Annotated in this window: 10 protein-coding genes; 4 read left to right on the top strand and 6 right to left on the bottom strand. The window is 41.4% G+C overall.

What is annotated here, in order from left to right:
- The first annotated feature begins 1,497 nt into the window (after positions 1–1,497).
- Positions 1,498–2,211 carry an ABC transporter ATP-binding protein gene (locus MHB37_RS19170; RefSeq protein ID WP_036688363.1) on the top strand — a complete coding sequence of 238 codons (714 nt, stop codon included), beginning with the start codon at positions 1,498–1,500 and terminating at the stop codon, positions 2,209–2,211.
- Entirely contained in the window at positions 2,204–3,805 is a 1,602-nt protein-coding gene (locus MHB37_RS19165; RefSeq protein WP_076129810.1) for a hypothetical protein, read from the top strand. The genes MHB37_RS19170 and MHB37_RS19165 overlap by 8 nt, the downstream gene beginning before the upstream one ends.
- A gap of 85 nt (positions 3,806–3,890) precedes the next feature.
- Here the strand turns inward: MHB37_RS19165 and MHB37_RS19160 are convergent, their stop codons facing one another.
- The gene (locus MHB37_RS19160; RefSeq protein WP_076129811.1) at positions 3,891–4,595 is read right to left on the bottom strand and encodes a TetR/AcrR family transcriptional regulator; all 705 of its coding nucleotides are present in this window, start codon (positions 4,593–4,595) and stop codon (positions 3,891–3,893) included.
- A 231-nt stretch (positions 4,596–4,826) separates the two neighbouring features.
- On the opposite strand from MHB37_RS19160, the gene MHB37_RS19155 reads away from it, so the two are divergent.
- The gene (locus MHB37_RS19155) at positions 4,827–6,260 is read left to right on the top strand and encodes an MDR family MFS transporter (RefSeq protein WP_076129812.1); all 1,434 of its coding nucleotides are present in this window, start codon (positions 4,827–4,829) and stop codon (positions 6,258–6,260) included.
- Between the two features lie 94 nt (positions 6,261–6,354).
- The gene (locus tag MHB37_RS19150) at positions 6,355–7,965 is read left to right on the top strand and encodes an S-layer homology domain-containing protein (protein ID WP_081393685.1); all 1,611 of its coding nucleotides are present in this window, start codon (positions 6,355–6,357) and stop codon (positions 7,963–7,965) included.
- Between the two features lie 100 nt (positions 7,966–8,065).
- Here MHB37_RS19150 and MHB37_RS19145 read toward each other — a convergent pair whose 3' ends face one another.
- The 5 genes from MHB37_RS19145 to MHB37_RS19125 form a co-directional block, all read right to left on the bottom strand.
- Positions 8,066–8,782: a glycosyltransferase family A protein gene (locus MHB37_RS19145; RefSeq protein ID WP_076129813.1), complete on the bottom strand. Its 717-nt coding sequence runs from the start codon at positions 8,780–8,782 to the stop codon at positions 8,066–8,068.
- Entirely contained in the window at positions 8,779–9,516 is a 738-nt protein-coding gene (locus tag MHB37_RS19140; protein WP_076129814.1) for a glycosyltransferase family 2 protein, read from the bottom strand. Before MHB37_RS19140 ends, MHB37_RS19145 begins: the two co-directional genes overlap by 4 nt.
- Positions 9,517–9,703: 187 nt before the next feature.
- Positions 9,704–10,690, bottom strand: a complete 987-nt coding sequence (locus MHB37_RS19135; protein WP_340393917.1) for a phosphotransferase — start codon at positions 10,688–10,690, stop codon at positions 9,704–9,706.
- A 20-nt stretch (positions 10,691–10,710) separates the two neighbouring features.
- Positions 10,711–11,583: a glycoside hydrolase family 43 protein gene (locus MHB37_RS19130; RefSeq protein WP_405168375.1), complete on the bottom strand. Its 873-nt coding sequence runs from the start codon at positions 11,581–11,583 to the stop codon at positions 10,711–10,713.
- A gap of 68 nt (positions 11,584–11,651) precedes the next feature.
- The gene (locus MHB37_RS19125; RefSeq protein ID WP_405168374.1) at positions 11,652–12,557 is read right to left on the bottom strand and encodes an AraC family transcriptional regulator; all 906 of its coding nucleotides are present in this window, start codon (positions 12,555–12,557) and stop codon (positions 11,652–11,654) included.
- Positions 12,558–12,592 lie beyond the last annotated feature (35 nt).

Below are 12,592 nucleotides of genomic sequence, written 5' to 3'. Positions count from 1 at the left end.
TCCAAAGTAGCTATCACATCGTCACCAAAGTAATTTGCTTACCGTTCCAAAATAGCTATCACATCGTCACCAAAGTAATTTGCTTATCATTCCAAAGTATTTGTTTACCGTTACGGACCGTATTGCAGCTAAATGGTGTTTTTGGTGCCTTTTTTCAAAGTAACGGACTGCATAGCACTTATTCGTCTGATTTTGCAGCAAAAAGGAGCGGATATGGCACAATAGCTGCATCTGAGTCCGAACGATGTGGAAAAGGGCATGAATTTTGAAATAAGGGCGCCTCGGTCCGATACATAGTAATGGCAGCCACCACCAAAGGTAGATTGCTTCTGATCCGGAGTAGATTGCTTAGAAAGTCGTTTGCTCAGTGTTCCAATTTAGTTGGCTCATCGTCAGTTTGCTCAGCGTTCCAATGTAGCTGGCTCATCGTCAGTTTGTTTAGCGTTCCAAAGTAGCTAACTCACCGTCAACAAAGTAGTTTGTTTAGCGTTCCAAAGTTAGCAATCTCATCGTCACCAAAGATTTGCTTAGCGTTCGAAAGTAGTTAGCTCCTCGTCACCAAAGTCAGTCTGCTTAATGTTCCAAAGTAGCTATCTCATCGTCACTAAAGTAATTTGTTTACCGTTCCAAAGTAATTGTTTACCCTTACGGACCGTATTGCAGCTAAATTGTGTTTTTGGCGCCTTTTTTCGAGGTAACGGACTGCATAGCACTTATCTAGCTGAAATTGCAGGAAAAAGGAGCGGATATGGCACAATAGCTGCATCTGAGTCCGAACGGAGTGGAAAAAGGCATGATTTTGCGAAATAAGGGCGCCTCGGTCCGATACGTAGCAATGGCAGCCACGACCAAAGGTAGATTGCTACTGTTCCGGAGTAGAATGCTTAGAAAGTAGTTTGTTTAGCGTTCCAAAGTAGTTAGCTCATCGTCACTAAAGTAATTTGTTTACCGTTCCAAAGTAGTTTGTTTGCCCTTACGGACCGTATTGCAGCTAAATGGTGTTTTTGGCGCCTTTTCCCAAAGTAACGGACTGCATAGCACTTATTCGCCTGATTTTGCAGCAGAAAGGAGCGGATGTGGCACAATAGCTGCATCTGAGTCCGAACGGGGTGGAAAAGAGCGTGAATTTGCGAAATAAGGGCGCCTCGGTCCGATACGTAGCAATGGCTGCCACGACCAAAGGTAGAATGCTTCTGATCCGGAGTAGAATGATTAGAAAGTAGTTAGTTCAGTGTTCCAAAGTCAGCTATCTCATCGTCACCCAAGTAGTTATCTCAACGTCCCCAAAGTAGTTTGTTTGTCCTTACGGACCGTGTTGCACTTAATCGTAATTTTATCCCACCCGTTAGAGGTGAAAATCTCAAAATAAAATATTTGCAAACGAATGAACTATCTGGACGGGCTAAACGTATTATAAGAAACGTATATTGAAGACGACGAAGCTACAGTAAATATGGCATATTGAGAGTGTTATGAGATTGGAAGGGGAGTGGCAAGATGTTGACAATCAAACATTTTACCAAAAGCTATAAGGGTGGCAAGAAGGCAGTAAATGATCTGAATTTGGTGGTCGAAAAAGGTGACATCTACGGCTTTATCGGTCATAACGGTGCAGGGAAAACAACGACTATCCGAGCAGTGGTCGGAGTTTTAGATTTTGAGGAGGGGGATATCGAGATTGGTGGGTACTCCATTAAAAAAGATCCCTTAGCCTGCAAAGCGATTACTGCGTATATTCCAGATAATCCGGATTTATACGATCATCTGACGGGCATTCAGTACTTGAATTTTATTGGTGATCTTTTTAGCGTATCGAAAGCGGATCGGGAGTTACTGATAAAGAAATATAGCGATGAATTTGAGATTACCTCTAATCTGGGGGATTTGATCTCCGCGTATTCTCATGGTATGAAACAGAAACTCGCGATTATCTCTGCGCTTATTCATAAACCGAAGCTGCTAGTTCTGGATGAACCCTTTGTGGGACTTGATCCAAAAGCGGCACACACGCTCAAGAGAATTATGGCGGAGATTTGCAGCCAGGGCAGTGCGATCTTTTTTTCGACGCATGTACTGGACGTGGCCGAGAAGCTCTGCAATAAGATCGCCATTATCAAAGCGGGTGAATTGATCACTCATGGGAAAACAGAAGAGGTGAAGGGTGACAGCAGCCTTGAAGATGTGTTTTTGGAGTTGATAAAACATGATTAATATCTGGAGATTGACGAAAATTCAGCTAATCTCATCCTTTGGGTTAAATAAAGCTTTGCATACACGAGATATGAAAGAAAGACGAAAAATGCTTTTGCTGAGCATCGGTATCTTAATAGGGATAGTCATGATGGCAGTGGTTTCGTTTGGATATAGCTTCATGATAGCAGAGACCCTTGAACAGATAGGCCGTCCAGAGCTGCTGCTTGCGATTATGATGGCTGTTACATGCTTGATTGGATTTTTTACAACGATCTATAAGGCGAGTGGGGTATTATTTGGCTCCAAAGATTACGATCTCGTAATGTCGCTGCCTATCAAAACGAGCCATATCGTAGCAAGCCGTGTAGTTCAGCTCTACGTGCTGAATATACTGTTCTCATTGATGGTGATGGTGCCAGCAGGTGTAGTTTATGCTATAAAGGTAAATCCGGCAGTAGTGTATTATTTATTTTTCATGATAACGCTGCTATTTATCCCATTAGTGCCGATCATTGCTGCAACGATTATTGGGGCATTGATTAGTTGGATCTCCTCACGGTTTAAAGGAAGTCGTTTAATAAGTCTCATTCTGACTTTTGCCGTAATCATTGTTATTATTTTGGGTTCAAGCCAAATGAATGGGAATGACCCGCAGTTAATTGCAGATATGAGCACACAAATTGCCGATCAAATCTTTAACTTATATCCTTTGACGGTCATGTATGTAGATGCTGTCTGCTCGTATCAGGTAGCTCCTTTACTATTATTTATAGGAATTTCATTACTTTCTTTTATGCTGTTTACCCTTATTCTTGGCAGCAAATATAAAGCAATACACACAGGCCTTACGACGTCTTACTCAAAGAATAAGTATCAAATGAGGTCACTTGCAGTCTCTTCACCGCTTTACACATTGTATAAAAAAGAGCTGCGCCGCTATTTCAGTTCTTCTATATATGTGCTAAATACAAGTATTGGTATGGTAATGCTACTTGTCATGGCGATCACCTTACTGTTTGTTAGCTCAGAGCAATTAGGAAAGATTATTGAGATACCAGAACTCTCTAATTATCTAAGCAGATTGGCGCCACTATTTGTTTCCTTCTTTGTAGCATTAAGCTGTACGACCTCGAGTTCGATTTCGCTTGAAGGTAACCATATTTGGATTTTAAAAAGCGCTCCCGTTCCGACAAAAACTATATTATTAAGTAAAATCGCAGTGAATCTCACCATTACTGTGCCGATTGTGATTGTTAGTAGTGTGCTTCTTATGATTTCTCTGGGCACTGGCTGGATGGAGAGCTTGTTATTGCTAATAATCCCCGTCCTATACGCTTGTCTTACCGCAATGGTAGGTGTGATCGTAAACTTGAAGCTTCCTAAACTGGAGTGGACCAATGAAGTCTCTGTAATTAAACAAAGTGCTTCGGTCCTTGTAGCGATGATTATAGGATTTATCAGCTTGCTGATTCCATTTGGTTTGAGTTTTCTTTTATCTGATCTAAATGGTGATCTCGTTATGTTAGGTATTGGTGTGGTGATATTAGTGGCGTGTGGAGTGATGTATAGATACATCCAGTCCACAGGAGAATTTTTATTTCGGGCTCTTTAAAAAAAGGGCATTCCAAAAGCCGAAATTGGCTGCTGGGATGCCCTTTTTTTGTGCAAGATTTATTTTCGTGAAAAATCCCTAAGTTCTACCGTCGCTCTTGTTGTTCTTGTTGTTCTTGTCGCTCATTAGCTAACTGTTCAATTCCGCCCACCATTATTTTTAGACCTGTATAGAACATCTTATCGGAGCCAATTTCATTAAAAATATTGTTTTCGTACATTCGTTTTATAACATTAGGTCCATCCCCGGATAAGTGCTCAAGCGATTGTTTAAAAACCACTCTAGCATCTCCATTAGGTTCATTTTTCATGGCTAAGTCTATTCGATCCTGCTCATATTTGTCCAATTCGAATGAGATTACATAGTTTAACACGCATGCAATCAAGGAGAATTTATCACTATCGCTTAAAGGAAGATGATCCACGATCTGAAGCAAAGTATTCAGTAAAGATAGATAATTAGGTTCAGAAGGCAAGGTTCTCATCATCAGCTGAGCCGAGCAAGGATACTTATGTAAAACCCCACGAATTCGGTCTACAAAATTAAATAACTGTTCTTGCCAAGCACCTTCGAGATTCGCAGTTTCGAGGGCTTCTTTGGCGACCTCATTAGCAAGAGTCTGGAAAATGCTCTGTTTACTCTTAAAATGCCAATACAGAGAGGCGGCTTGTATTTTTAGTAGTTCTGCTAATTTACGCATACTAAATGCCTCTATGCCGATATCATCCAACAGCACCCAAGAAGCTTTTATTATATCTTGTTCAGTGATTTGCAGATTTTTGATTCTCATCGAAACGACCTCCTGTTACTGTCTTTCTTTATCATAAGCGAAGATGAATGGCTGGTCTACCATCGTTAGATTACTGCTTTATCTTACAGTGTTAGATATTTTTATTTACAAGCAAATAAACGGGTGCTATATTAATCTTACACCGTTAGTTTAAAGGTGCGATTTTTTTAAAAAAGGAGGAAGCAGTTAGCAATTTTATTAGTAAAAATTAAAAAGGATGTGTATAGACCCATGAGTAATCTTCAAGTGGAACAATCCCAACCAGTCACCAAAGAATTTTCTATAAAAGCAATACTTCCCGTAATACTGGCACTTATAACAGGAATGCTGCTGGTTATGCTCGACAGTACAATTATGAATGTAGCGATCCCGCAGCTTGAAAAAACCTTTGATGCCAGCCTAAAAACAATACAGTGGGCCATTACGGGTTATACGCTGGCTTTATCCGTAATTATCCCATTGGCCGGTTGGTTCTCGGATAAGTTCACTGCCAAACGTGTTTTTTTAGCTTCGATCGTATTGTTTACCATAGGTTCTTTATTATGCTCTATGGCACAATCCACAACAGAGCTGATAATCTTTCGTATTTTGCAGGGATTAGGCGGAGGGATGATTGCTCCAATTGGTATGGCTATGTCATTCAAAATCGCACCTCCCGATAAAAGAGGTTCAATCATGGGATTGCTTGGACTACCGATGTTAATTGCGCCTGTTCTTGGTCCTGTACTGTCAGGATGGCTGTTGGAATATGCCAGCTGGCACTGGATTTTTCTGATTAATGTTCCCATTGGCATTATTGCAATGATTGTTGGAGTGAAATTTCTTCCGGTAATAGAGAAGGGGAATAAAGCTAAATTGGATATTTGGGGTGTGATTTTATCACCGCTCGCCTTCTCCAGCTTGGTATTTGGGGTGCATAGAGGGGGAGTAGATGGCTGGGGGGATCGTATAACGATTATATCTCTTGCGTTCAGCTTCATTGCTTTAGCCTTGTTTATTTTCGTGGAATTGCGCCAAAAAGAACCGTTATTGGAACTTCGCTCTTTTCGATCTCTAGAATTTAGTAAAGGTATGATTTTGACCTGGATTAATCAGTTCGCCTTATTTGGTTCGATTCTGTTAATTCCAATTTTTTTGCAGCAGGTCAGAGGTTTTTCTTCCTTTGAATCGGGGCTTTTAGTTATTCCCCAAGCATTAATATCCTTTGCTGGCATGATTATTGGAGGAAAGTTATTTGATAAGTATGGAGCTCGGCCCGTTGTGTTCTCTGGACTTGTGCTGCTGTCCACCGGACTCTTTCTCTTGTCACGTTTACAAAATGATACAAGTGTATACGTTATGATCAGTTATTTTGCCATTATGGGACTTGGCCAAGGATTAACTACTATGCAGCTCGGTACACATGTGCTTAAGGCCGCTCCGAAGGATCTGATCAGCCGTGTTACCCCACTTACTGCCTCTGCGCAACAAATTGTGGGTTCCTTTGCTGTCGCTATAATGTCGGGCTTATTGACTTCCAATATAGCTACACATATGAGTCAAGGGAATCAGAAACTACCCTCAGCGGCTATGGTTGCAGGATTCCACGACACGTTCCTAGTTTCATTGGGCTTGGCGCTGTGTGGTGTGGTTCTTAGTCTCTTTTTGCGTAATCCGAAGAGCTGATCCTATCGTACTCTACCAATATTTTAGCGATGTTTATTGATTGTATCCTTGGTATAATTCAAAGATTGATAACCAAGGGGGAATCTCTTAACCCGTGAAAAATATATTTGCTAGATTTACTATAATAACCCTCGCTGTCGTGCTAGCCGCCGGAGTATTTATTCAGCATATATCGGCCGATAACGGGGTTCCTTTTGAGGATATAAACACTAGTTATGCAAAAAAAGAAATCATAGATTTATATAACCGGAATATATTAACTGGCACCTCGAATACTAAATTTTCACCTACTCAATCGATTACTAGAGCTGAATTTATAACAGTTCTTGATCGACTGTTGAAGCTTGATCCAGCGTTGAGTCCGGTATCTCCTTATACCGACGTAGCCAAAAGCGCTTGGTATTACGGCTGGATTCAGGCTGCGGTTCAGCTTGAACTGGCGAACGGCACTTCGGCAACTACTTTTGCACCCGCAAAAGCAGTCACTCGGCAGGAAGCGGCTGTGTGGATAGCCAAAGCTCTAAAGCAAACAAACACTGCAACTGCCGCACAAACTAATTTTAAGGATCGGCAACAAATTGCTAGCTGGGCAAGTGCTGCTGTAGCTAAGGTTAATGATCGCGGATTAATGAAGGGCGATAATAGCGGAAATTTTCGGCCCACGGACCCGATAACAAGGCAAGAGACGGCAGTGCTGATGGATCGGGTGCTGCAACATACAAGCTGGGCGGCAGAGCTGGAAAGTAATCCGGACAAACGTATTGTTATAGGCTGGCAGTATGGTCTCACGACGGCACAATTTGAGAATCATGTTCTGCAATCGAACGTCAACACATTATCACCACGTTGGTATTATGTTGGGAAAACAGGGGCAGTAACGGATTCGACAGACGCCTCACTGGTAACTTGGGCAAAAAAGAATAAAAAGCAAGTTTGGGCGATGGTTGGCAATCGATCGGATCAAGAAGCGACGCATCAGATGCTGTTGAGTACAACCGCAAGGAATACGGCAGTCAATCAGTTAGCTGCTTTAGTGAGTAAATATGGATTAGATGGACTAAATATAGATTTTGAAAATGTAGCGGCCGAAGATCGTGTGTATTTGACTTCGTTTATTACTTTATTAGCCGAGAAAATGCGTTCGCTAGATGTTATCCTGTCGATGGATGTATCTCCTGATCTTGGAACGGATTGGACAGAAGCTTTTGACTATGCTGCCCTAGGCAAGCAAGTGAATTATATGGTGATGATGGGTTATGATGAGCATTATGACGGGAGTCAAGTTCCGGGGTCCAATGCCTCGCTTTCTTATGATCAAAAGGCTGTGAATACAATCCTAAAAGTTGTACCTAGTCAAAAAGTTATATTGGCATTGCCCTTATATAATCGGGATTGGACATTGAACCAGAAGGGGACGGTTTTATCCTCTCAATATATTACGCTTCCGGAGCAAAATCAGATTATCAGCAGCTATGCATCGAGACCCGTGTGGAATCCTTCGCTGGGACAATATGTCGCGGGCTACTCGAAACAAGCTATAAAACATACGATCTGGATTGAGGATGGGCGTTCATTAATAACAAAATATAACTTAGCGGTTACTAAAAAACTAGCTGGAGTAGCTTATTGGTATATAGGCGGAGAAAGCTCTGATGTATGGTCCAGCTTAAGGAATGCAGAGAAATTTTACGATTATACTTTTTAAAAATATGAAAGACTGGATGTGAATAGCCGCTTAGCTATATTGCTGTCCAGTCTTTTTATTGGGTTACTAAGGCATAGCTGGTAGGATTAGATTGATTAAATCAGCCTCGCGTTACGTATTTTTTGAAGTTTTTCACGTTTAGAACTTTAACATTTTGAGCTAGAAGTTTCTTGTCGCTAACGACCCAAGTGTGATCTTTGGAGTTTTTTCTACGAATCGCAGCGAAGTTATACTTATTTCCTGCATAGATCTTAAAGCCCTGTGCAGCACAATCAGCACAAAACTTAACGCATTCACCTTTATTCCAATCTGGAAAGGAAATCTGCTGGAAGACATTTCGTTTTACGAGTAGGGTCGCACCCTGAACATTGGTTACCTGTTTATTTTCCATATGAAGATAACGAAGCAAAAGTAGCTTCTTATCAGTTAAATACATATAGTGAGCTCGTTTTCCAACGATATCAGCTTTAGTTTTATGGAGGGTGTTCATACTATCCGTTAAATAGTTGGCAGAGTAATAATCGTCGTCATCAAATTTAGCGATACAGCTATAATTCGCTAAGTGCACACCAAAATTCAGACAAAACCCCAGTGAACGATATTCAGGTAGTTTATAGATCCGTACATTTTTATGTTTTTTTGCAGCATGTATATAGTCTTCTATTTTCAAGCTATCATTATTAATGATCACGATAAGCTCTTTAGATTTGAAATTCTGTCGTTGATAGTTATCAAATATTGTTTTAATACAATCCATTCGTTTTGTACAAGTTAGAATAGACACGGCAGATGAAGTAGATTCAGCAGTTAATTTCATAACGAAATCTTTGGACGGCGTCCAACAAAATTCCTATAGTTTTTAATATTCCGGATGATCTTATGGTTAGCTATTAGTGTACTATCACTGATGATCCATGTATGTTTTGAAGAGTTTTTTCTACGTATGGCAACGAAGTTATTTTTACTTGCAGAATAAACCTTATAACCTTTCTTTTTGCTTCTGCTGCAAAAGAGATCATCCTCACCTACGTTTTTATTAGGAAATTTCACATGATCGAATACTTTTCGTTTGAAGACGAGCGTAGCGCCAGGGAGATGGGTAACCATTCGGTGTTCATCATTTGCGAAACGAAGAATCAAAGTCTTTGAACCTAGTAAATACATATAGTGAGCCCGTTTTCCAAGGATATCAGCGTTAGTTCTTTTTAAGGTCAGAATACTTTCCGTCAAATAATGAGGGGCATAATAATCGTCGTCATCAAATTTGGCGATGGTATGATATTTGCATTTTGTTACGGCATAGTTTAAGCATGAACCGAGAGATTGCTGTTCAGGTTTACGATATATCTTAATATTTTTGTATTTTTTAGCTAAGGTTTGGTAGGGGGATAGTGGAATTTTATTATTATTGATAATAATGATAAGTTCTTTATTTGCATATCTTTGTCTGCTGAAATTTTGGAGTAGGTTGTTTAAATAATTATGGCGATTGGTACAGGTAATAATGGAAACACCTTGTTGCTTCGCTTTGTTGTGAGGTACAGCACTCATTTAACCAACCCCTCATATGCATTTTTGGGAAAAGTCTCATAATACGATATGTCCAAGTTAGGATAGAGTAACGGCATATCAACCTCTTAAAAGCAAAAATGGACTTGTTTAAAAAACACAAAACCCACAGTGATAGCTGTGGGTTTTGTAAGAGAGACACATCATATGAAACACTTTGGATGTTTGTTCAGAAATAAGATTCAATGATGGATACGCCATTCTCGATTCTCGCCTTACTCTGCGTTAAATAATCCTTGGTCCAATCATCTAGGTTAGACATATCAAAACTCCGGTACATCCCCGTATAAACAATAATCTCTCTTAATCGAAGAAAAAGAGGAATTAACTTCAGCTCATTTTCTGAAATCCTGTTCTCTTTAACGTAGCCTTTCAGAAAATGCTCCATAAAACGCTGACATTGAAGCTGCCTGTCCTCCATACTATCATCCCCGTAAACGTAGACTAGATAATACAGTTGAATGGCGATATCTTCTACAAACCAGCTGTACTGAGCTTCATCAAAATCAAACAAAGTCAGCTTACCATTGTCGACCAAAAAGTTGCCTACATTGATATCCCCATGGATGAGACCATAGGTATTTATTTCAGCGTCGAGATGCTTTAGCCGATTCATAAGCGCCTTACAGCTTTCCAAAACGCCACTTTGGGATGGAGGAATAAACCTGGTTACATTCTGCAGGTAGTAGTTCTGATGCCACGCATGTCTTTTGGACTGTGGTTTATAAGATTTTGCTAATCTGTGCATTTGTCCAGTGATCATGCCACACTGCTCATAGAGGTCTAGATCCTTCAGGCAGTCTGGGTAACCTATTCGTTTCCCTTGTGCTTTTTCAAAGGAAGATACCATAAAGCATGAATCACCAATCTCTATTTGCTCAACTAGATTACCCAGAAGAGAACCTACGGGTCTTGATACGGAAACGCCATGATCTGCCAGGTATAGAATCCATTCAAGTTCAGCCGTTAACAATTCCATACTGCGCAGCGAGCTATGAGTAAATCTTAGAATATATTGATGATTGCTAAGTTGATATTCATAAACAAAATTTTGAAATCCGCCAATGAAGCTTAGCTCATCTATGGGGATACCGTATTTCGTGCAGGCAGCACTTACAATCTGGTCATTAAATAAGGACTTAATCTTTTGTTCCAAGGGTTCTACTCCGTTCTACACTACAATGATTTTATCGAAATCGTTCTGGAGCTTTCCTGGACCTCAATAAGCAGCGGCCGTTCTTGTGGGTTGAGATTTGGGGCATGAATAGCCAGCATAAGTCTGCCCGTCAAATCACGAAACAACATTCCATGTCCGCCATCTTTGGCATAAAGAGGCTCAGGATCATGTTGCCAAGGTCCACTAATGTCACCGCTGACGGATCGGGTTATACCCATGGCATAACCACTAGCTCCACTGCTAGACCACAACATAAGCAGCTCACCACTGCTAGTCTGATGCATAAAAGGACCGTCAGTTACGTATTGCCCTTCTTTGCCGCCTACCGTCCAAGGAGCTTGTGAAGCCTGGAAAAGCAGCATAGGTTCGCCAATAGTAGCACTTAAATCCTCCTTCAGCCGAACGGCATACATTTCTCCATCCGTCACTTCAATCCATTCACGGCAAAAGATCATCCAAGGTTTGTCTTCTTTATCTACATATAACGTTCCGTCAAGGCACTCCCAAGAAGCAGGGGTAATCGGATGATTGCTGATAGGGAGATAAGGACCCTCAGGTGTTTCCGCGCTTAATATTTGTGTCCCCCGTGGAACGCCATGTCTTTTAAAAGAAGCGAACATATAATATTTTCCGTTGTAGCGGTGAACCTCTGGTGCCCAGAAATGATGATCAGCCCAAAAATCAGTATCTGGACGAAAAGCAGCAATGGGCCCGGACCATTCCTGAAGATCTGAGCTGATATATACATCGAAGCCGTGAGGTGCGCCACTCCAAGCTGTTAGGCCATCTGTGCCAAATAAATAGTATTGTTCAAGTTCAGGCACAGATAGGATATAGGGATCTCTAAAGTTAATATCAGATAATGTTTTCATTAAGGTGCCCCCAATTTACAAGCTATCATCTGCTTAATTTTACAATATCTTCTTTAGGCTTGGAAGCGTTACTTCATTTGCTCGTCTTGTAGCAAACGTATTTTCATTACTCCGGGTGTACAGCCGTAGTTTTTTCGGAAGACACGTATAAAATAATTAGTCTCCATGCCCAGCTGAAGCGCTATATCTTGAACGGGAATCTCCACATCCTCCGTCATTAATTGCAGCGCCCGCTCCAGCCGCAGATTCTGCAAATACTTATGCGGAGTGACCCCATATTCCTGCACAAATAAACGCTGGAAATGCTGCACAGAGTACCCGACTGCTGCTGCAAGATTGGAGATCAGAAGCGGTTCTGTGTAATGTTCGTTGATCAGCCCGACGGCTGTAGTTAGGGCTTCATTTCGGACCGACTCGAAGGCTAGACGATTACCGGAGACTTCTGAACTCTTGGCAGGGCGCAGCATCAAGAGCAGTCTATAGAGTGTGATAGACAACTCTTGCATCCACATCTCGTCCTGCCGATTGGGGGCAGGAGAATTCACCGTATGCCAGATTTGGCCGATTTCTTCCCAGCATTGTTCAAAACGATCCGTTCGATAAGGAACAGAAGGGAGCAGTTCAAGCGCTTCCAGCAATCCATGAGCTTGACTGCCTTGAAAGCCGATAAAGCCAACATGCCACGGTTCATGAGAGGTAGGATAATATTCATGACCACGATCGGGCGGGAAGGCAAAAGCCATCCCCGGTTCCAGTATGATTTCTGTGCCACTTTCCAGATCACGAAATAACCCGGTTCCGGTCCGGATTAAAAAGATTTGATACACAGGAAATCCTGCTGGGCGCACATGATGGAATTGGATATGGCGACCTACAGAGTAGGGGGATAGGGGCAACGTTCCAGAGTCGCGCGGTAATTCAATCAGAGAAAAAGGCAGCAGGTTCATCACCTCATCTTCATTTTGTGCTATCACTTCGAGACTATATTCCTACTGATTGAAATGACTTT

The sequence above is a fragment of the Paenibacillus sp. FSL H3-0286 genome, assembly GCF_045040705.1.
GTDB lineage: Bacteria > Bacillota > Bacilli > Paenibacillales > Paenibacillaceae > Paenibacillus_AQ > Paenibacillus_AQ odorifer.
The sequence above is the reverse complement of the archived record's forward strand: the minus strand, read 5'-3'. Positions and strand labels throughout refer to the sequence as shown.

Coding starts and splice junctions, on each gene's coding strand:
- MHB37_RS19140 (WP_076129814.1), bottom strand. CDS start 9,516: ATGAGTGCTGTACCTCACAACAAAGCGAAGCAACAAGGTGTTTCCATT.
- MHB37_RS19170 (WP_036688363.1), top strand. CDS start 1,498: ATGTTGACAATCAAACATTTTACCAAAAGCTATAAGGGTGGCAAGAAG.
- MHB37_RS19160 (WP_076129811.1), bottom strand. CDS start 4,595: ATGAGAATCAAAAATCTGCAAATCACTGAACAAGATATAATAAAAGCT.
- MHB37_RS19155 (WP_076129812.1), top strand. CDS start 4,827: ATGAGTAATCTTCAAGTGGAACAATCCCAACCAGTCACCAAAGAATTT.
- MHB37_RS19130 (WP_405168375.1), bottom strand. CDS start 11,583: ATGAAAACATTATCTGATATTAACTTTAGAGATCCCTATATCCTATCT.
- MHB37_RS19145 (WP_076129813.1), bottom strand. CDS start 8,782: ATGAAATTAACTGCTGAATCTACTTCATCTGCCGTGTCTATTCTAACT.
- MHB37_RS19165 (WP_076129810.1), top strand. CDS start 2,204: ATGATTAATATCTGGAGATTGACGAAAATTCAGCTAATCTCATCCTTT.